Here is a 21,238-nt window from a genome sequence, read left to right on the forward strand (position 1 = left end):
ACTGGCGGCCCATTAAGTCACACCCTCACGGCGCTTAGACGCGAAGGTGTGTGCAGCATTTTTTTGCCAATATACAGGTCATTCTATGCAACAACGCCCGGCCGCCGAACAGATTATTTTTTCAACCAAAGACAGTAGCGGTAAAATTTATATCCGCGAGCAAAAAGGCTACTTTCAAGTTATTCGTCGCAGCATTAACACGGTGTTGATGTTGATATTTGTCTGCCTGCCCTGGCTTAATTTTCAGGGGCAGCAGGCCATACAGCTGGATGCCGCGCAGCAGCGTTTATATATCTTTGGCCGGGTATTGCTGCCGCAAGACTTTTTGATTTTTGCCCTGTTGTTTACGCTGGCCGCCTTTGCGCTGTTTTATCTGACCAAACTCTATGGCCGGATTTGGTGTGGCTATACCTGCCCGCAAACGGTCTGGACGTTAATGTTTGTCTGGCTGGAGCGGCGCATTGAAGGTAGCCATAACCAAAGTAAAGCGCTGGACAACGCGCCCTGGCATGGTGCAAAACTGAGTAAAAAGCTGGCGAAACACAGCAGCTGGCTGCTGCTGTCACTACTCACTTCGCTGGCTTTTATCGCCTATTTTGTGCCGGCCCGTAGCCTGTATGCTGATTTTTTCAGCCTTAACAGCTCTGGCACTGTGTATGGCTGGGTAGGGTTTTTCGCGCTGTGTACCTACGTTAACGCCGGGCTTATCCGCGAAAAAATGTGCCTGCATATGTGCCCCTATGCCCGTTTTCAGTCGGCCATGTTTGAGCCGGCGACCAAAATAGTGGCTTACGATGCACAGCGGGGTGAGCAGCGCGGGGCGCGTAAACGCCACAGCGAAAAACCGGCGGCAATGGGCGATTGTGTCGACTGCCAGCTGTGCGTACAGGTATGCCCGGTGGGTATCGATATTCGCTATGGCATGCAGTACGAGTGTATTAACTGTGGCTTGTGTATCGATGCGTGCGACCAGACTATGCGCCAGTTTAATTATCCGGTTGGGCTGATACGTTATCAGGGCGAAGTATCAACACAAACGGCATGGCAGCGTCATTTGGGGTATGGCAGCGCCATCTTGCTGACAGTGCTGGCGATGGCGGCCTGGGCGTATCAGTGGCAAAGCACTGAGCTGAGTATCAGCCGTGATCGCCAGGCGATGTACCGCGTTAACAGCGACGGCCTGACCGAAAATACCTTTACCCTGACGCTGAGCAACAAAACACAACAACCGCGCCACTATCAGCTGAGCATCGCCGGGCTGGCCGGTGCTGAGCTTAAAGGCGCTGCACAGATAACGCTGAAACCGGCCGAGCAACGCCAACATATTATCAGTATTGCTATGCCCGAACAGGCGGCAGAAGTTTATACAGCTTTTACGTTGCAACTTACTGATGCCGAGCGCGGCGACAGTGTCAGTGCTGCCAGCCGCTTTTATCATGTTCGCTAAAGCGCAAGCAGGTGGTTACAGCAGGGCTTTAGTTGCTACCAGAACGCCATTATTATCGGCATAAACATACTGGCCGGGGATAAAATCGACCCCGGCGAAGGTTATCGTCAGGTTGATATCACCCAAATCACGTTTGTCAGTTTTCATCGGGTGAATACCCAGCGCCTGCACGCCAAGCGCCGTTTGGCGTATTTCGTCTATATCGCGAATACAGCCGTTGATAATAATGCCTTCCCAGCTATTTTGGGCTGCTTGCCCGGCCAGCATATCGCCCAGCAGCGCATGGCGTTTCGAGCCGCCACCATCGACCACTAACACCTTACCCTGACCCGGTGTGGCGACTAACTGCTTAACCTTGGAGTTATCTTCAAAGCATTTAACGGTAACAATTTGCCCGCCAAAGGCGGTTTTGCCACCGTAGTTGTGAAAGATAGGCTCGGCTACACGAATGCAGGCGGCGTGAGCGTCGCAGAGGTCGGGTAGGGTAAATGGTTGCATCAATAACCTCTTACTGAATTTTGTGTTCACTCTGGTTGTTATTGTTACGGCGTGTCAATAGGCTAACTTGCCGGCAGACACCCGCTGCCCGGTTTTTAGCAGCATTAGCTGCAATGACAGACTAAGTAAGATATACAGCAATTCCGGTGTTGTTTGAAATGCACCCAGCAGCAAAATTAGCACCAGCAGCATATTAAAACTTAAGATCGCCCGCAGGTATTGGCTTACTTTGCGCTGTATCAGTGTAGTTTGGTTGTCCACATCGTTAAAATTTTGCCGTTTGCGAAACACGGTGAAATACACTGCGAAAAATAATATGGCATTGGTTAGCAAGCCCACAGCACTCAGCTGCCATAACTTTGCCATAGCCATTGGCCACTGACCGCTAAATGCCAGTGCGCTTGCCAAAAGCGGGACGACAAGCACGGCACTTACTGACATTACCCGGACGGCTGGGGACACATAATCCAGCACCCGGCGCCGTTGTAAACTGGCTTTGCGTTGTGTTGGTAATATTGGCGCTGGTTGCAGCCATTGCCGCTGTGCCAGCAATAATAAGACTTGCAGACCGGTGAACGCCAATAATATGGCTAAGTTAAAGACTATCCAGCCAGTTATCTGCGCCAGTAATAAAGCTGAACCTGCCAGCAGAACCAGCCGGTTTATCCATGTAAACCCAAGCTGTAGCAGCCGTTTGTCTGGCTGCCGCTTGTGCTGCTGACAACGGCGGGGCAACACTACAGACAGCAATGCCAACTGCAGCGCAAAGATCACATTTATCGCTATATGCATTATGGTCATAAGGCCTCCGTTAACGTTCTTTCTTTGATTAGCTCAGCAAACTGCAGGCGAATTTCAGAGTCAGTCAAACCAAGCTCCCGCAATTGCATGATGGTTGTACTCATCAGTTGCCGGGCTTGCTGACTGTAATCAATCAGGCAGTTTTGCTGTGCCTGAGAATGAATAAAAGTTCCGCGGTAGCCTTTGCCAATAATAACTTTGTCGCGTTCCAGTAACTTATAGGCTTTGGCAACAGTATTTTGATTAATACCCAAATCGGCAGCCAATTGGCGAATAGAGGGTAACTGAAAGCCAGGCTCCAGGTTTCCATTGCTGACCAATTGCTTAATCTGGCTGATCAGCTGCGCAAAAATCGGTTCTGTGCTGTCGGTATCAATCAGAATTTCCATATTTCCCCCGCTAAATTCTGATTTTAATTGTACTACTTGATCTAATAGTACACCGATGCTAGTCTGCCAGCAACATGTACTACTTAACCTAGTAGTGCATATGGGCTTGACGCTCCGGATAGATAAAGTTGTTAGATAAACCGTTAACTGCCGCACTGCGGTAAGTCATGAGGAAATACTGATGAAAAAACTACCTGTTAATATGCTGCATAGCTTGCTCTGGGCCGCGATTATTCTGCTGCTGGCCTGGTTATTCCGTGATACTGCGCAATCTCAGAACTGGTTGTTTTGTGTCATTGCATTGTGGTGCTGCAGCAATTGCCTGTTGCAAAACCGCCTGTGCCGGCGGCAAAAGCCCTGCACGACATTGAGCGAAACCGACAAGGAGCTTAAATGAACACTCTGCAGCAGTGCCTTAAAAGAATGCATTTAATTTTATGCAGCTTAAAAAGCAAAAAGATACAAAGGGTTGTACTGTCAGGTTGTTTGTCACTGAGCATGTTATTGCTACCCGTTCAGGCTGAAACCGCAGCAGAACCCGATTTGCATGGCGCCTGGGTTGGAACGTTGCAGGTTGGTAGCAGCCAGTTGCGGCTGCGCTTTAATATTAGCCGTGAGCAGGATCAGCAATATAGCGCGACAATGGACAGCATTGATCAGGGAGCCAGTGGCATTCCTGTTAGCCGGGTTAGTGTTAAACAACAACATATTGAGCTGGAAATACAAGCCGCACAGGCTGTCTATGTTGGCGAGTACCAGCAGGCTTCTGAGCAAATTCAAGGCAAGTGGCAGCAAGGCGGCCAGGCTTTTGATTTGATTCTGAGCCGTCAGCAACAGCAAGAGCGCAAACCACAGGATCCGGTAAAACCTTATCCGTATATTGAAGAGCAAATCAGTTTTAACAACGCTGCAGCGGGTATTCAACTGGCGGGCACGCTTACCAGGCCGGCAAATACATTGCACCCTGTGCCAGCTGTGGTGTTAATTTCAGGCTCGGGACCTCAGGACAGAGATCAGCAATTACTTGGTCACAGACCATTTTTGGTAATGGCCGACTACTTAACACGACAAGGTTTCGCGGTGCTGCGCTTTGACGATAGGGGTATTGGCAAATCTGGCGGAACATTTTTTCAGGCGACCAGTCTGGATTTCGCCAGTGACGTTGGCGCTGCAGTGCGCTATTTGCAGCAGCGGACAGAGGTTCGTGCCGATCAAATTGGCTTAATCGGCCACAGCGAAGGAGGGCTGATTGCGCCAGTGGTTGCGCAGCAGCAAGCTGGGGTCAGTTTTCTGGTGCTACTGGCTGCCCCTGGCGTAACCGGAGCAGAAGTGTCAGCTAATCAGTTTGAGCGTATGCTCGTTGCGCAAGGACTAACTGAAACAACAGTGAGACATGCGACCACAATCTATACCAATATGAATAAGCTTGCGGCAAGGCCGGAAGCGCCAACGGCTGCAGAGCTTAAGGCGTATTATCAAACGCAGTGGCAGGCATTGCCCGAAGAAATTAAGCAGCAACTTCTTCCTTTAGGGGGCGGGGCATTGTCCGCAGAGCGGCTGGCCGAATTGCAAAATGCATGGTTTCGCTATTTTCAGCAGCATGATCCCTATATGTGGCTAAGTAAGACAACGCTGCCAACGCTGGTGCTGTACGGCAGCAAAGACCGGCAGCTGGATGCTGAGATAAATCTTACCGCCATTGAGCATGCGCTGCAGGCTGCCAAAAACAACCAATATAAGTTGCTCCGGTTGCCAGGGCTAAATCACCTGTTTCAGGAAGCAAACACCGGGCGCTGGGATGAATATGCCAATATCACGCAAACACTATCGCCGACGTTACTCAGCAATCTTGCTGACTGGTTGCTACAGGTGACCAGCAGCAATGCTTCTGAGCACCGTTAAGGCTTAAAGCAACGGGCTGTCGATGTATAACAGCCCGGGCGAAACAACGGGTTAGCTGCCTGCTTTGGGCTGCTATGTTACACCTGCAGATAATCCAATATACCTTCGGCGGCTTTCCGGCCCTGGGCGATGGCGGTAACTACCAGGTCAGAACCTAACACCATATCGCCGCCGGCAAAGATTTTCTGCTGGTTAGTTTGCATGGCATAGGTGCTTTGCTCGCTGGCAATAACCCGGCCTTTGCTATCCAGCTCCACACCCATATCGACTAGCCACTGTGGCGGGCTGGGCTGAAAACCAAAGGCAATCACCACAGCATCGGCGGGCAGTACCTGCTCTGAACCCGGCACCGGCTCCGGGCTTCTGCGGCCTTTGGCATCCGGTGCGCCCATTTGGGTGGTCACCACCTTAACGCCAATCACGTTACCTTCGGCGTTAACCTCGATACCCAGAGGTTGTAAGTTGAACAAAAACTCGACGCCTTCTTCGCGCGCGTTTTGCACTTCTTTACGTGAGCCGGGCATATTGGCTTCGTCGCGCCGGTAGGCACAGCTTACCTTGGTTGCGCCCTGGCGAATGGAGGTGCGTACGCAGTCCATCGCTGTGTCGCCTCCGCCTAATACCACGACGGTTTTATCTTTTAAGCTAACGAACGGATGCTCTGTTTGCCAGCCCATCAGGTTATTGATATTACCAATTAAAAACGGCAGCGCTTCATAAACGCCCGGTGCATCTTCATTGGCTAAACCGCCTTTCATCGGTGTGTAGGTACCCAGCGCTAAAAACACTGCGTCGTATTCGTTTAATAAGCTATCAAAGCTGACATCCACGCCAACGTTAGTGTTTAAGCGAAACTCGATACCCATCCCGCCGAAGATTTCACGGCGCAGTTTCAGTACGTCTTTCTCCAGCTTAAACGGCGGAATACCGAAGGTGAGCAGGCCACCGATCTCCGGGTAGCGGTCAAATACTACCGGCGTTACGCCGTTGCGCACCAGTACGTCGGCACATGCTAAACCTGCCGGGCCGGCACCGATAACGGCGACGCGTTTGTCGGTTTTCACCACGGCTGAAAGGTCTGGCCGCCAGCCCATTTCAAAGGCTTTGTCGGTAATGTACTTTTCTATGCTGCCGATGGTGACAGCACCAAAGCCTTCGTTTAGCGTACAGGCGCCTTCGCATAAGCGATCCTGCGGGCAGACCCGGCCGCACACTTCCGGCAGGCTGTTGGTTTTGTGCGACAGCTCTGCTGCTTCAATAATTTTGCCTTCGTTGGCTAGCTTTAACCACTGCGGAATATAGTTGTGCACCGGGCACTTCCACTCGCAGTAGGGGTTGCCGCAATCGAGGCAGCGATCAGCCTGACCTTCGACCTGGGTGTGGGTCATTGGCTGGTAAATTTCCACGAACTCAATAGTGCGTTCGCTGTGTGAGCGTTTTGGCGGATCAATCCGTTTTACGTCAATAAACTGGTATACATTCTGTGCCATAACGCCTCCCTACATCGCCTGCACCCGCAGCTCGGCAGACGAGCGTGCGCGGTGACCCAGCAAGGTGTTTACATCGCTGGTTTTCGGTTTTACCAGCTTGAATTTGCTTAAATAGCTGCCAAAGTCGTTTAAGATCTTTTGCGCTTTTTCGCTGCCGGTTTCCTCTACGTGCTGGTGCAGCAAGCTACGCAGGTGCTCCTGCAGTATCGGCGTGCTGACATCCAGCGCTTCTACCAGCTCCGGGTTAAGCCTTAAGGCTAAATCATCCTGCTCATCTAACAGGTAGGCAAAGCCACCGGTCATACCGGCACCAAAGTTCACACCGGTGCAGCCGAGCACCACGACCACGCCGCCGGTCATATATTCGCAGCAGTTATCGCCTGTGCCTTCAACCACCGCCAGCGCGCCGGAGTTTCGTACCGCAAAGCGCTCGCCGACTTTACCGGCAGCATAAAGCCTGCCGCCGGTGGCGCCGTATAAACAGGTGTTACCGGCAATGGTAAAACCGTTTTTAGCAAAAGTAGCGCCCTTGGCCGGGTAAATCGCCAGCATACCGCCGGTCATGCCTTTACCGACGTAGTCGTTGGCATCGCCCTGCAGCGACATATGCAGGCCGCCGGCGTTCCATACACCAAAGCTCTGGCCGGCGGTGCCGTTTAAGCGGATACGGATAGGGTCGGTTGCCATGCCCTGGTTACCGTGCTGACGGGCAATAAAGCCCGACAGCGCAGCACCGACAGAGCGATCCGTATTGCGGATATTGACACTTAACTGGCCACCGCTTTTGTTCAGTACCATCTGCTCGCAGCGCGCTAACAGCTCCTGATTCAGCTTGCCCTGATCAAAGGGTGTGTTGTTTTGCACGCAGTACAGCGCTTTATCAGACTGCACGCCACTGGCCTGCAGGATCGGTGTTAAATCCAGCTTGGCCTGCTTTTGCGTTTCACTGTCTCTAACGCTTAATAAATCAGTGCGGCCGATAAGCTCGGTCAGCTCAGTTACACCCAGCTGTGCCATCAGCTCGCGCACTTCATAGGCTAAGAACTTAAAGTAGTTCATTACCATTTCCGGCAGGCCGTTAAAGTGATCGCGGCGTAGTGTTGCATCCTGAGTTGCTACACCGGTGGCGCAGTTATTTAAATGGCAAATCCGCAGGAACTTACAGCCCAGCGCCACCATAGGGCCGGTACCAAAGCCAAAGCTTTCGGCACCTAAAATAGCGGCTTTAATCACATCGAGGCCAGTTTTTAAGCCGCCATCGACTTGCAGCCGCACGCGGTCGCGCAGACCGTTTTCCACCAAGGCCTGATGCACTTCAGCTAAACCCAGCTCCCACGGGCTACCGGCGTATTTCACCGACGTTAACGGGCTGGCGCCGGTGCCGCCGTCGTAACCGGAGACGGTAATGAGATCGGCATAGGCTTTAGCCACACCGGTGGCGATGGTGCCGATGCCTGGCTCTGATACCAGTTTTACTGATACAAGCGCCTGCGGGTTAACCTGTTTTAAATCGAAAATCAGCTGGGCTAAATCTTCAATCGAGTAAATATCATGGTGCGGCGGTGGTGATATCAAGGTCACACCAGGCACCGAATAGCGCAGGCGGGCAATTTCCGCAGTGACCTTTTCACCCGGCAGCTGGCCACCTTCGCCAGGCTTGGCGCCTTGTGCCACTTTGATTTGGATAACTTCAGCGTTAACCAAATAATGCGGCGTCACCCCAAAGCGGCCGGAAGCGACCTGCTTAATCTTGGAGTTTTTCTCGGTGCCAAAGCGGCGCGGGTCTTCGCCGCCTTCACCCGAGTTAGAACGCCCGCCTAAGCGGTTCATTGCTATGGCTAAGGCTTCATGCGCTTCCGGGCTAAGTGCACCTATCGACATAGCGGCACTGTCAAAGCGCGGGTACAGCTTATCTTCAGTTTCAACCTGCTCCAGCGGTATAGCGGCCGCCGCGTTTAACTTAAACAAGTCGCGCAGGTGTGCTACCGGGCGCTGGTTAACAATGCCGCTGTACTGCTGGTAGTCCTCGTACTTGCCTGAGCGCACGGCTTTTTGCAGTGTTTGCACCACATCCGGGTTATAGGCGTGGTACTCGCCATCGTGCACGTATTTGAGTAAACCACCATGGTTAAGCGGCTTGCGTTTAAGCCAGGCCACGTTAGCCAGTTGCTGTACATCCTGCTCAAAATCAGCAAAACCGGCACCACCGAGGCGCGATGGGATATCAGCAAAGCACTGGCGCATCACGGCTTTGTCGATGCCGACGGCTTCAAACAGGTTAGAGCAGCGGTAGCTGGCCACTGTTGAAATGCCCATTTTCGACATGATTTTGTACAGGCCTTTATTAATGCCTTTACGGTAATTCAGTACAGCCTGGCGCGCACTTAGGGTAATAACGCCTTTTTCTACCAGTTGCTCGACTGTTTCATAGGCCAGGAACGGGTAAATACCGGTGGCGCCAAGGCCAATCAGCACGGCAAAGTGATGCGGATCGCGCGCGGTAGCCGTTTCGACAATAATGTTTGAGTCGCAGCGCAGCTGGGCATTTACCAGCGCATGCTGCACAGCACCCACGGCCATCGCTGCCGGTATTGGCAGTTTGCCCTGTTCAATACGCCGGTCGGTTAGCATCACCAGCACCACGTTGTTGTCGCGCACGGCGCTGATCACATCTTCACATAATTTACTGACCGCTTGTTCCAGGCTGAAACTGGCCGGGTCGAAGTTCAGTGAGAAGATCTGGTGTTTGTAGTACTTCTCGTCCGCTTGTTTTAACTGCTTTAAGTCGGAATACATCATCACCGGCGATTCAAACTGAATACGGCGGGCGTAACCGGCGGTTTCTTTAAACACGTTATGCTCGCGGCCAATACTGGTGGCCAGCGACATCACATGTGCTTCGCGCAGTGGGTCAATCGGCGGGTTGGTCACCTGAGCAAACTGCTGGCGGAAATAATCATACATAGTGCGTGGTTTGCGCGACAGCACAGCCATTGGCGTGTCATCACCCATGGAACCGACCGCTTCCTGGCCATCTTTGGCCAGTACTGTCATCACCTGATCAATTTCTTCATAGCTGTAGTTAAACAGCTTATGGTAGGTCAGCATTTCGTCGTCAGTAAATACGCGCTTACCGATAAGATCGGTTTCGTATTTCTCATACGGTACCAGCCGCTGCACGTTGTTGTTCAGCCAGTCGCGGTAGGGGTGGCGTGCCATTAAATCAGCATCGATTTTATCTGAGCGCCAGATCTCACCGCTGGTAGTATCCACCGCCAGCATTTCACCCGGGCCAACGCGGCCTTTTTCAACCACTTCATCCGGCGTGTAATCCCAGATCCCCACTTCTGAAGCCAACGTGATCAATTTATCGCGCGTAATCACAAAGCGCGCCGGACGCAGGCCGTTACGGTCGAGGTTACAGGCAACATGTTGACCATTGGTCATTACGATGCCGGCCGGGCCGTCCCACGGCTCCATATGCATGGAGTTAAATTCATAGAAGGCTTTTAAGTTGTCGTCCATTACGCGGTTGCCCTGCCAGGCAGGCGGCACCAATAAACGCATGGCGCGGAATAAGTCCATACCGCCGGCCAGTAGCAGTTCCAGCATGTTGTCAAGCGAGCTGGAATCTGAGCCGCTTTGGCTGACAAAAGGTGCGGCATCCTGTAAGTCGCTCAGCAGCGGCGAGGCAAACTTATACTGGCGCGCACGAGCCCACTGCCGGTTACCGGTAATGGTATTAATTTCGCCGTTATGGGCTAAAAAGCGAAATGGCTGTGCCAGCTGCCAGCGCGGCATGGTGTTGGTAGAAAAGCGCTGGTGGAACACACAAATGGCGGTTTCCATGCGGATGTCAGCTAAATCGAGATAATAGCGCGGCAAATCAGCCGGCATCATCAGGCCTTTAAATACGGTAACCAGTGACGAGAAGCTGGGAATGTAAAAGTCGGCATCGTCAGTTAATTGCTTTTCAATGCGGCGGCGCACCATATACAGGCGGCGCTCTAAGTCATGATCGCCCCAGCCGTGCGGCGCGTTGACAATAACCTGGGAAATCGCCGGCATAGAGCTAAGCGCTAATGGGCCGAGCACACTGCTGTCGATTGGCACTGTGCGCCAGGCCACCAGCGTTAAGGTTTCGCGGGCAATTTCCTGCTCGATAATTTTTTTTGCCAGCGCTGCCTTTACCGGATCCTGGCTGAAGAAAATCATACCGACGCCGTACTTCTTCGCCAGGTTCCAGCCGTTCTCTTCGGCTATAGCCCGGAAGAAACTGTCGGGCTTTTGCATTAATAAGCCGCAGCCGTCACCGGTTTTACCATCGGCAGAAATACCGCCGCGATGTTGCATCCGATCGAGGCCATTTATCGCAGTTCTGACTATTCTGTGGCTGGCCGCGCCCTCCAGATGAGCGATAAGACCGAAGCCACAGTTCTCTCTAGCCTGACTGTGCTGGTACAACGCCATGACACACCTCCACACTTGTCCTGATATTTAAATAAATATTTATTATTTTTGAATTATTATTCTTTTTGTTGTTTTTTGCTGCTGCTGAAAGAAAATAACGGTTACTCTTTCAGAGGTCAATGCGTTGTAGAGTATTTACTCTTGAAATGTTTAGCCATCTAAACGTTCAATTGCTGACAGGTATACCGGCATTTTGCTAAAAAAGCAAGCGCGATTTGTGGCATCACGCTGGGTGAATAGCGCAGAAAGCGTACTTCTGAAATTGAAAATTAATTACATGAATTGACGATATTTTTGCCATTAATAACAGTTGGCATAGCAAAAAAGCAACGATAACAGTTTATTAGTCGGGGTTGTTACCGCTGCTTAGTGCCATATTTATGCGGATTTGTGTTTTGCGCTTAGCGCTCGAAAGTGCCTTTTACCAGCGCCTGTCCGTGCTGCACTAACAGCCTGCCTTTGGCAAATACGCTGTCGATGAGCAGGTCATCGCGGCGCAGCAACACCAGATCGGCATCCAACTGCGCGGCGAGACGGCCTTTTTGTTTTAACCCCAGCACTGCGGCCGGCGCTGCAGTAATGCTGCAGATAGCATCGCTTAAGGCGACCTGATGTTTTTGTACTGCATCGCGTGCAGCCTGGTAAAGGCTTTGTACACTGCCAACCTGCAGCCCAAGCAGCTCGCCTTCGTCGTTATAAATTGGCAGGCTGGCATTGCCATCGGAGCTGAGTGTCAATTGCATAGCATTGATGCCAAACGCCAGCGCTTCGGCCAAAGCCGCAGCAGCCGCCACTTCGCCGTGTTTTAAATCAAAGTCGGTGGTGCTGGTCGTGAAATCAATCACACCGCCTTTGCCGGCAAACTCTAAACCGGCTTCAAATACCCGGCGGTTTCGGTTCATATGGGTCGGGTAGAACTGCTTCAGTTTTAATTCCGTACCGGCGACAGCCTGATAAATGGGTTGTAAAATACGTTCGCCAGCGCCCATATGCACACTGACCACGCCACTTTTACCCGACAAAATGCCACCAACGCGGGCGGCGGCTGCCACTTTGCGGATTTCGTCGGTAGTGGGCTGTGACGAGCGGTGATCGCTGATAGCGATTTCACCAACACCGATAAATTTATCAATCAGGATTAAATCATCGGTAATATTGCCGGTTAGAGTGCGGCAGGGGATTTCATAAGAACCGGTATGGCAATAGGTGCTGATGCCTTCGGTTTCCAGCGCATGGGCTTTAGCCAGCAGATTCGTTAGCGTTCGGGTGGTAGCATCGGTACCTAGCACGCCAATGGCGGTAGTGACACCACCTAAAGTAGCGTCGGTCAGCTGCATTTCCGGCGTGCGGGTAGCAAAGCCACCTTCACCGCCGCCGCCAATAAAATGTACCAGCGAGTCGACAAAGCCCGGCGTAAGGTAAAAGTCCTTAGCGTCGATTACCGTTACCGGCAGGTTGGAGCCGGCCAGATTAAAGTCTTCTCCAATAGCGGCAATGGTATTGCCACTGACAACTACGTCTTTTTTGCCGAGACTGTGCGGGGCCAGCAGTTCAGCATTTTTTATCAGAATAATGTTGTTCAAAATAATAACCTTAAACAGCACTCAGGCTGCTATTGATAAGCGACAGCGACGGCAATAAACATAAAGCTACTTGCCAGCGCAAACAGGCATAGCTGCAGTTTCCAGACAAAACGCAACCAGACTGTCCAATCAACCCGCACGACGCCAAGACAGCCGATTAAGGCGGCAGAAGTGGGAATAATACAGTTGGTTAAGCCATCACCAAGCTGAAACGCCAATACCGCAATCTGGCGTGAAAGCCCGACTAAATCGGCCAGCGGCGCAATAAGTGGCATAGTCAGTGCGGCCTGACCGGAGCCGGAGGCAACAAAGAAATTAATCACTGATTGGATCACCAGCATCAGCCAGGCCGATAAATATGCTGGTAAATCGCCAAGCAGTTGCCCGCTGTAATACAACAGGGTATTGAGCACCGATGGTGACTCGGCATTGTCGCCACCTAACAGCAGCACTATACCTTTGGCCATACCGACAATCAGTGCTGCAGGCAATAGCTCGGCTGCACCGTGTTTAAAGCCATCAGCGGCGTCATTCATACTAAAACGCTTACCCATTACCGCGATAACGGCAATTACCACCCCTATGGTAAAAAATTGGCTGGCAATTTCCGGAATGTAATACTGCCTGACGGTTACGCCCCAGATTATCCAGACTAAGCCGGCAAAAAACGCCAGCAGAATGATGGAGTCCAGAGCGTTATATTGGTTTTTCGCGCTGTCACTTTGCTCTGAGCGCAGTTTTTGGTCGCTGGCAAAACTAAGCGATAGTTCAGGCTGAGCCTTAATTTTTGCGGCATATTTGATGGTGAAAATAATGCCAAACAGCGTGAACACTGCCCACATCACAATCCGTAGGTCACTGCCGGATAACAGCGGGATTTCAGCAATGCCCTGAGCTATAGCGACATTAAACGGGTTCATCCACGAAGTGGCAAAACCGATTTGGGTGGCAACATAGGTGACCAGTACTGTGGTAATAGCATCGTAACCCAGCGCCAGCATCAGCGGCAGTAGTACTATGCAAAAGGCAATGGCTTCTTCGCCCATACCAAACACAGCGCCGCCTAACGAAAATAAACCAAACATCAGCGGGATAAATAAAAACTGCATGCGCTGGGTTTTGGCGATAAGCGCCAGGATGCCATTGTGGATAGCACCGGTTTTCATAATGATGCCAAAGGCACCACCGGTCAGCAGAGTAAAAGCAATAACGCCAACGGCGGAGCCCCATTTATCGCCCGATACCAGGCCCTCAAAGGCATAATTAAAAAAGCCAATACCTCCGCCTTCAGCAAACAGCGGTGCACCTTGTTCAGCGTCATGGTGCAGCGTAAAGCTGTTAGGGTCGATTTTGCTTTTCAGTTTGGCGGCGCCTTCAGTAATTGGCGCTGGCTCCAGCATAGTAAAAGAGCCGGCAGGCACCAGATGGGATGCCAGTGCTGCCAGTATCATGACAAAAAACAGAATGATAAAGGCGTCAGGCATCGATACCGGTTTGTTTGTTACGGCGGACATAAGGGGTACCTGTAAAGTAGCTGATAAAAACAGTATGCCTCTGTTAGGAAGCGATATTTATTCTTTGGTTTAAAGTGGATGATGGCAGCGGTAAACGCCAGCCAGGCACGGTTTAATGCCTGACATGTGTCTACTCGTTAAACCACTCTGACAGGTAGTAAGACGAGTAATGATATGAACTCAGCGTAAAGGCTTTTTTCAGCATATCGTTACCGGAAAATGAATGTTAAATGAATTTAACCCTGATATTAGAATTACTGCTAATTGGCAAAGAAGTCAATACAGGATAATCTATGTCCACTTTATTTTAGGGTTGCTATCTGTCGTAGTGGTAGTTAAACACGTCTGCGCTAATTATAAGAAAGAGAACAATGAGATCACTCAGCCTTTGTATCTTTGCAGCCTTACTGGCTGGTACGGCTTCTGCCGCAAATGTAAACGGTAATAAAAAATTCCCAGATTACTCTATGGTGCTGATAGGTGGTGGGTTAAATACCTGCACTTCTGCCAGTGTGCGTGATTGCACCGACACGGATACCTTCAGTGCAGCCGCCAAAGCAGCAGATGTATTTATGCTGACGCAGGAACATTTGGCAAATATTGCTGACAGCACCTTCTGGAGTGAAGAGCGGGTAATAGAACAGCAGCAAACGCTGGCCTTGCTGGAATTTGTGCGCAGCCGGGTAGGTAGTGAACGGATATCTGAGCGCGAGCTGGCCAGATTATGGCGCTCTGCAGAGATTGAAATTGACGGTATCTGGGTGTCGGGCAGAGTGAACTACAACGCGTTAACCGACAGAGAGCGCAACTTTGTTTTTGATCAGCTGCAGATAATGGCTTCTGCGGACAAAGGTTCCAAACGTAATGCCACCCGGCAGAAAGAGTTTGCCAACCTGGCAAAAACCAAAGACGGTTTTACCGCTGAGATTTACCGCAAAATAGTTGAGCTGGCGCAGCAGGTGGCAGGGCCAAGCCGCGCACCAAGAATTCTGGTGGTTACCGCGTCCGGACGGGACCCTTTCGCTGCTGTCGATATGTATACCAATGTATTTGATGAAGCCGGTGCTCAGACCAGCTGGCTGCCGCTGAATGCCGCATATCAGGCAGCTCAGCATGAGCTGGTTGATAATAAACCAAGTTGCGATCAGCTGCCTCAGTATCTGGCCGCTTATCATGGTACTTATCAGCGCGAGCGGGTTTATCCTGACTTAATGCAGCAGCTGCAGACGTTTTGTAAACAAGGCACCGATGCTGCCGTTGAACAGATCCGCCGTGCTGATGCCATTTTCATTAATGGTGGTGATCAGAGCCTGACGTTACAGGCTTTTCGTCAGCCGGATGGCACGGCAACAGCTGAGCTGAAGCAAATTGAATCTATGCTGGGTGCCGGACAGATTATTATTGCCGGTACCAGTGCTGGTACTGCTGTGATGGCAGGCGGCAGCTATCAGGGTCGCAGAACACCAATGATCACTAACGGCGACAGTTACAGTGCGATGCAGTATGGCGCTTTTGATTTAGCTGCGCCTCAGCCCGGCTGCGATAAAGACCAAAGCTGCAGTAATGGCCTGGCAGAGCAGCATCTGACGTTTTCCGGCGCCGGTGGCCTCGGCTTGTTCCCTTGGGGCGTGCTCGATACGCACTTTTCTGAGCGCGGCCGGCAGGGACGTTTGATCAGGCTACAGAACGATACCCAAACCCGTTTTGGCTTTGGCATTGATGAAGCAACGGCTTTGTTGGTTGCGCCGGGGCAGCAAGACAATGAGCCTGAAGTGACAATGGAGGTGCTTGGTGCCGGCGGCGTCTATATTGTCGATAATGAAAAAACACAAAGTGCCGGTGAGGGCGCGGCTACCAGTATTACTCAGGTCACTACTCACTACCTTACCCGTGAGGATAAACTGGAACTGAAAGAAGGTAATCTGCGCACCCGCTTTGCACAATGGAAGTTTGCCCCCAATAATAACCAGGCCCCGCTGTTAAATTCGGGTGATCTGTTTGAACGTGACAACTACCGGCAGTTGGCACAGTTGTTGTGTCTGACACAAAGCCGCCAGGCTACAGCCAGAGCGGTACGGGTTGGACAGGGGCATGAAATACGGCTTTATAAAGATTTATCTTCATATACGCGTGAAGGTGTATTTCGCCAGCCAGGCTCTGAGACTCAGTACTGTTCATATCGCAACGTGATGCTGGACATTCAGCCTGCTAACTGACAGCGATAAAGCGAGGTGAGCCCCTGATGCAAGGACCGGTACATCCGCAGGTTAAAGCCTTTGCCAGTTGGATCCGGGCCTGGGGCAAGTTAAAACTGGCATTGATATGCCAGTTGTTGTTTGTGCTGTGCGCGGCGCTGCTAACTGCCTGTTATGGGGTGGTTGCTGGCAACAGCGTGGACTGGGCCCTGATAAAGGGCTCAGTGCTTGTGTCAGTTATTTTTGGTCCGCTATTTATTGCTTTTCTGTTTTATCTGGTGTTGCACCTCGATGCCGCCCTGTCTTATCTGGAAGATTCTGCGCATCAGGAACGCCTGCTTAACGAAGGCATGCAGGATAATATCCGCCAGCTTAATTTTGAGATTGAAGAACGTAAAAAGGCATTTCAGGCCAAGCGGCGTGCTATAGACGAACTGCGCAAAGAAATCGCCGAGCGTAAAAAAGCCCAGATTGAACTGGAAGAGCAGAGCTTGCTTATCCGCTCCATTGTCGACAGCTCGCCTGACCTGTTTTACTACCGTGACGAAACCGGCCGTTTTGCCAGTTGTAATAAGATGTTTGAGCTGATTATGGGTAAGACGGCCAGTGAGCTTATCGGCCATTATCCGGCCGATATCTACACCGAAGACAGTGCCCAATCCGCTATTCTTACCGAGTATGAAGTCAGTATGCAGCCGTCAGAGCTGACGTTAGATGTGCAGTTTGTTAAAGATGATGGCCAGGTACTGTGGTTTGAAATGCGTAAGGTACCATTCTACGACCGCCATGGCCGTTACATTGGTCTGCTGGGCTTCGGCCGGGATATTACCTCACGTAAGTTGGCAGAACAGGCACTGGAGAAAGCTTATCAGGACAAAGGTAAGTTCATTGCCACGCTAAGCCATGAGCTGCGTACGCCGCTAAATGGTATTGTGGGCTTAAGCCGGCGCTTATTGGAAACTAAGCTGAGTAAACAGCAGCACGGCTGGGCTAACACTATTTTCAGCAGTGCTGAAACCCTGGGTAATATTTTCAACGACATTATCGATCTGGATAAAATAGACCGCCAGGATCTGGATATTGTTTATCAAAGTGTGTCTTTAAAGCAGTTTATTAATGATATTGCTAACTTCGCGGAACTATTATGTCAGCAAAAAGGGCTGCAATTCACACTGCAGTGTGATGGTCCTTTAGATATTAACCTTAAACTTGACCCAACACGCTTGCGCCAGGTGTTGTGGAACCTGATTAACAATGCGGTCAAATTTACTGCAAGTGGCGAAATTAGTTTGCATTGCCAACTGGATACCGAAGCTGGCCGCTTACATTTTTCCGTGCAGGATACCGGTATAGGCATCGCCGGCGAAGAGCTGGAACGCATTTTTGATATGTACTACAAATCCAATGATGGCCGGCGGCTGAGTATTATGGGGTCGGGCATAGGTTTGTCTGTTTCCAGAGCGTTAGTTGAAGCCATGCAGGGCGCTATTGCTGTGAACAGTGCAGTCGGGCAGGGTAGTTGTTTCAGTGTCGACCTGCCAGCACAGCAGCTGGCGCAGGAACAACAGCAGACCATTGACTGCCCGGAACTGACCATACTGCTGGTAGAAGATGTGCCGTTAAATGCTGAGATAGCGACAGCCTTATTGGAGCAGCGCGGCCACACTGTCATTCTTGCTGAAACCGGTGAAGATGCCATAGCGCTGTTGGAAACCGAAGATGATATCGATTTGGTATTACTCGATATGCAACTACCTGACATGGACGGCGAACAAATTGCGAAGTATATCCGCGAGGAACCGCATCTTGCGTCGTTGCCGATAGTGATACTCAGCGCCAATGTGCGCAAAGCAGAGCAACAATTGGCAAACCTACAGATTAACGATGCTCTGGCTAAGCCAATTAATACTGCCCGGTTGGATCAGATGCTGGCAAGGCTGTTTTCACCCAGCGCGGTAAAATTACTGCAGGCTAAAGATACCGTAGAAGTCACAGAGCCACAGCTGTTAGATCAGGCGACATTAAATGATTATATCCAGTCTCTGGGCAAAGATGCTGTTAAGCGCAGTGCCCAGTTGTTTGCACAGCTGTTGCCTGGCTATATGAACCGTTTGATGGAAACCGCGGTACAACGTCATCTGACGGAATTTCAGGAAGCTGCGCATAAGCTGAAAGGTGCTGCAGCGTCAGTAGGGTTATTATGGGTACAGCAGCAGGCGAAGCGCTTTGAACAGGAAACGGTGAACTGGCAGGGGTTGGAGCGGCAGTTAGTGGACTTTCATTTGCAAACAGAGCAGCACCTGGCTGCTCTGTTTGAATACATCGATCAGGCTTAGCAGCTTACTTTTCCAGTTTACCCACGAAGCGGTAGCCTTCACCATGGATAGTGCTGATTAACTCAGGGCTATCGATATCTGACTCGAAGTGTTTACGGATACGGCGGATAGTTACATCAACAGTACGATCGTTAGGGCGTAAATCGCGGCCAGTCATATGGCGAATTAACTGTTCACGGGTGAAGATTTTACCCGGTGTGTCCAGCATTAAACGCAGCGCGCGGTATTCGCCTTTTGGTAAACGACGTGCAACACCTTTTGGCGATGTCAGATTGCGGCTGTTCTCATCCAGTGTCCAACCGTTAAATTTAACTACGCTTTTGTGCTCTTCAACCACAGGTTGCGCAACAGTACGGTTTAACAGGTTACGGGCGCGAATGGTTAGCTCACGTGGGTTAAATGGCTTAGTCAGGTAGTCGTCAGCACCAATTTCCAGACCCAGGATGCGGTCAACTTCGCTGTCGCGGCCGGTCAGGAAAATCAGGCCGATATTTTCTTTTTGACGTAGTTCTCTTGCCAGAATAAGGCCATTTTTGCCTGGCAGATTAATGTCCATAACAACCAGATTTACCTTATTGTCGGTAAGCTTCTGGTTCATTTCTTCACCATTCACAGCTTCAATGACGTCATACCCTTCTCCCTGAAACAGGCTCACCAGGTTTAAACGGGTTACTTCTTCGTCTTCAACGATAAGAATCACAGGAGTTTGCATTAGAGTTAGACCTTATGTGAATTGTGTTAAATTAATAACGGGATTTTGTTTTATATATGACTTGGAATTGTCAAATAATGCGTAATTATAACCAGCCATCCAATTGTTAACAAGTTTTTTGTTAACAATTAGATTTTTCTAATGTTCGTTGGTGGCAAATGACTGATAGCTACAGCAATTACTCAGTTAATGTTGATCGTTTTTAATCACGATAACGGGAAAATTTATGCTGATGCGGATACCGTGGCCTAAGGTACTGTCGAGCTGGATCTTGCCATTTAATGCCTGGGTGACCAGGTTATAGACCAGGTGTAGCCCTAAACCACTGCCTCCTTCACCACGCTTGGTGGTGACAAAGGGATCAAAAATACGCTTTTTAATCGATTCCGGTACACCAGCACCATTGTCGGTGTAAATCAGCTGGCAGTTACTATCCTGCACCGAGATATCAATGGTCATTTCACCCTGTTCGATATGTTCAAATGCATGGATCAGGCTGTTCATGATAAGGTTTATCAGTATCTGATTTATCGGTCCGGGTTTACTGTCAAGTTCGAGCTCAGCGGGGCAATTGACAATAATCTGATGCTGGGTTTTTTTCAGATTGGGTCTAAGTGACAGCAGCACTTCATTGATCAACTGCTGCATATTAAACTGACGCCGGTTTTCATTGGACTGATCTACAGCAACCCGTTTAAAGCTGGAGATCAGGCTGGCAGCCCGTTCCATATTGCGATAGATGATACCGAGGTTTTCTTTACTCTCAGACAAAAACTTTGCCAGCTGTGAAGAGGTGAGTTTTTTCTCATCAAAAGCGCGCTGGATATCAGCCAGTTTGTCCTGCAGCAAGGTTGATGCCGTCACACCAAGACCAATTGGCGTGTTAACTTCATGCGCAACGCCGGCGACCATCTGGCCCAGGCTGGCCATTTTCTCGGTTTCAACAATCTGGTTCTGATACTGATGCAAGGTGGCCAGCGTGTTCAGCAGCTCCTGATTAGATGTTTTCAGGGCGTCAGTACGTTCTGCTATTTTCTGCTCCAGGCTCAGCGTCAGTTGTCTGTTTTCCTGTTCAGCCAGCTGCAGTTTACTGATTTGCTGTTCGATACGGTCCAGCATGGTGTTAAAGGCGCGGCTTAACATGTTGTACTCTTTGATCGGCGCTGTAGGTGCCCTGACCTGATAGTCTTTTTGCTTGGACACTTTTTGCATCACGTTAAGTAAATTCTCTATCGGGCTGGTAAAGCGTTTCTGCAGTTTAGAGCTAATAAAAAAGGCACTGCCAAGTGCAATCAGTGCAATAAGAATATCGAGCAGAATGCGCGTCTGAATATAAGCGCTCAGTTCTTCCTGGCTTGCGCGTACATAGACATAACCTGATATTTCCTCATCAGCATAAATGGCTTTAGTCAGTTCGATATAATTGTCACTGATATAAGGCTTAAGAAACTGCTGCACCCGGGAGAACTGCACCGGGAAAGGGCCAATGCCATCACGGTTGTAGCTGGCAAAAAAACTCAGCTCATCTGAGCCGGGAGTCTTTTTGTAGATATGAATATTGTGCAAAATATTAACCGCTTTAAAGGATTTCAGCCGGTTTTCCTCTGTATCGGCATCGTCCTGCAGAATGCTGTTTTGGGCATTGAAGGCAATAATGCTGACGTAACCCTCTAACTGGGTTACCAGCTTTTTTTGCTGTAGCTTTACATCCTGAGCTGTCGATACCAACATCGCGAGGCAGAGTGTCAGACTGCAGATAAGCATAATCACCCAAATCAATGCACTTTTAATGGACGTGGTTTTATCTATTGCAATCATTCAGTTATCTCTGTGAACTTGATGGCCGTTGCGGCTCTGACAGCCTGCATTGATGTTATGCACATTAAGCCAAATTAGCAAAC

14 protein-coding genes are annotated in these 21,238 nt (G+C 50.4%); 5 read left to right on the plus strand and 9 right to left on the minus strand.

What is annotated here, in order from left to right; translation table 11 throughout:
• The first annotated feature begins 85 nt into the window (after positions 1-85).
• Positions 86-1,447, plus strand: a complete 1,362-nt coding sequence (gene ccoG / locus LHL18_RS15620; RefSeq protein WP_226767738.1) for a cytochrome c oxidase accessory protein CcoG — start codon at positions 86-88, stop codon at positions 1,445-1,447.
• 15 nt (positions 1,448-1,462) lie between these two features.
• On the opposite strand, the gene rraA is transcribed toward ccoG, so the two are convergent.
• From rraA to LHL18_RS15635, 3 genes are read right to left on the minus strand one after another with little or no spacing between them, the layout of a single operon-like run.
• Positions 1,463-1,945 (minus strand): ribonuclease E activity regulator RraA, encoded by a 483-nt coding sequence (rraA, locus tag LHL18_RS15625; RefSeq protein WP_226767739.1) that lies wholly within the window; start codon positions 1,943-1,945, stop codon positions 1,463-1,465.
• Positions 1,946-1,999: 54 nt separating this feature from the next.
• Positions 2,000-2,746 carry a hypothetical protein gene (locus LHL18_RS15630; RefSeq protein WP_226767740.1) on the minus strand — a complete coding sequence of 249 codons (747 nt, stop codon included), beginning with the start codon at positions 2,744-2,746 and terminating at the stop codon, positions 2,000-2,002.
• On the minus strand, positions 2,743-3,135 hold the full coding sequence (locus LHL18_RS15635) for a GntR family transcriptional regulator (protein ID WP_226767741.1): 393 nt from the start codon (positions 3,133-3,135) through the stop codon (positions 2,743-2,745). The genes LHL18_RS15630 and LHL18_RS15635 overlap by 4 nt, the downstream gene beginning before the upstream one ends.
• 181 nt (positions 3,136-3,316) lie before the next feature.
• On the opposite strand from LHL18_RS15635, the gene LHL18_RS15640 reads away from it, so the two are divergent.
• Together LHL18_RS15640 and LHL18_RS15645 are read left to right on the plus strand one after the other, a co-directional pair.
• Positions 3,317-3,532 carry a hypothetical protein gene (locus LHL18_RS15640; protein WP_226767742.1) on the plus strand — a complete coding sequence of 72 codons (216 nt, stop codon included), beginning with the start codon at positions 3,317-3,319 and terminating at the stop codon, positions 3,530-3,532.
• Positions 3,529-5,037 carry an alpha/beta hydrolase family protein gene (locus LHL18_RS15645; protein ID WP_226767743.1) on the plus strand — a complete coding sequence of 503 codons (1,509 nt, stop codon included), beginning with the start codon at positions 3,529-3,531 and terminating at the stop codon, positions 5,035-5,037. The genes LHL18_RS15640 and LHL18_RS15645 overlap by 4 nt, the downstream gene beginning before the upstream one ends.
• Positions 5,038-5,114: 77 nt before the next feature.
• On the opposite strand, the gene LHL18_RS15650 is transcribed toward LHL18_RS15645, so the two are convergent.
• The 4 genes from LHL18_RS15650 to yfcC all read right to left on the minus strand — a co-directional run bounded on the left by LHL18_RS15650 (position 5,115) and on the right by yfcC (position 14,094).
• Positions 5,115-6,527, minus strand: coding sequence for an FAD-dependent oxidoreductase (locus tag LHL18_RS15650; RefSeq protein WP_226767744.1), 1,413 nt, complete (start codon positions 6,525-6,527; stop codon positions 5,115-5,117).
• Positions 6,528-6,536: 9 nt separating this feature from the next.
• Positions 6,537-10,997 (minus strand): glutamate synthase large subunit, encoded by a 4,461-nt coding sequence (gene gltB, locus LHL18_RS15655; protein WP_226767745.1) that lies wholly within the window; start codon positions 10,995-10,997, stop codon positions 6,537-6,539.
• Between the two features lie 401 nt (positions 10,998-11,398).
• Positions 11,399-12,580, minus strand: a complete 1,182-nt coding sequence (iadA, locus tag LHL18_RS15660; RefSeq protein ID WP_226767746.1) for a beta-aspartyl-peptidase — start codon at positions 12,578-12,580, stop codon at positions 11,399-11,401.
• Between the two features lie 29 nt (positions 12,581-12,609).
• Positions 12,610-14,094 (minus strand): putative basic amino acid antiporter YfcC, encoded by a 1,485-nt coding sequence (gene yfcC, locus LHL18_RS15665; RefSeq protein ID WP_226767747.1) that lies wholly within the window; start codon positions 14,092-14,094, stop codon positions 12,610-12,612.
• 371 nt (positions 14,095-14,465) lie between these two features.
• On the opposite strand from yfcC, the gene LHL18_RS15670 reads away from it, so the two are divergent.
• Both LHL18_RS15670 and LHL18_RS15675 read left to right on the plus strand, forming a co-directional pair.
• The gene (locus LHL18_RS15670; RefSeq protein ID WP_226767748.1) at positions 14,466-16,310 is read left to right on the plus strand and encodes a cyanophycinase; all 1,845 of its coding nucleotides are present in this window, start codon (positions 14,466-14,468) and stop codon (positions 16,308-16,310) included.
• A gap of 26 nt (positions 16,311-16,336) precedes the next feature.
• Entirely contained in the window at positions 16,337-18,625 is a 2,289-nt protein-coding gene (locus tag LHL18_RS15675) for an ATP-binding protein (RefSeq protein ID WP_226767749.1), read from the plus strand.
• Between the two features lie 4 nt (positions 18,626-18,629).
• On the opposite strand, the gene arcA is transcribed toward LHL18_RS15675, so the two are convergent.
• Both arcA and LHL18_RS15685 read right to left on the minus strand, forming a co-directional pair.
• Positions 18,630-19,337 (minus strand): two-component system response regulator ArcA, encoded by a 708-nt coding sequence (gene arcA, locus LHL18_RS15680; RefSeq protein WP_134056822.1) that lies wholly within the window; start codon positions 19,335-19,337, stop codon positions 18,630-18,632.
• 186 nt (positions 19,338-19,523) lie between these two features.
• Complete coding sequence (locus tag LHL18_RS15685) at positions 19,524-21,155, minus strand: HAMP domain-containing sensor histidine kinase (RefSeq protein WP_226767750.1); 1,632 nt, start codon at positions 21,153-21,155, stop codon at positions 19,524-19,526.
• Between the last annotated feature and the right edge of the window lie 83 nt (positions 21,156-21,238).

It is taken from the genome of Rheinheimera aquimaris (genome assembly GCF_020531985.1).
Lineage (GTDB): Bacteria > Pseudomonadota > Gammaproteobacteria > Enterobacterales > Alteromonadaceae > Alishewanella > Alishewanella aquimaris.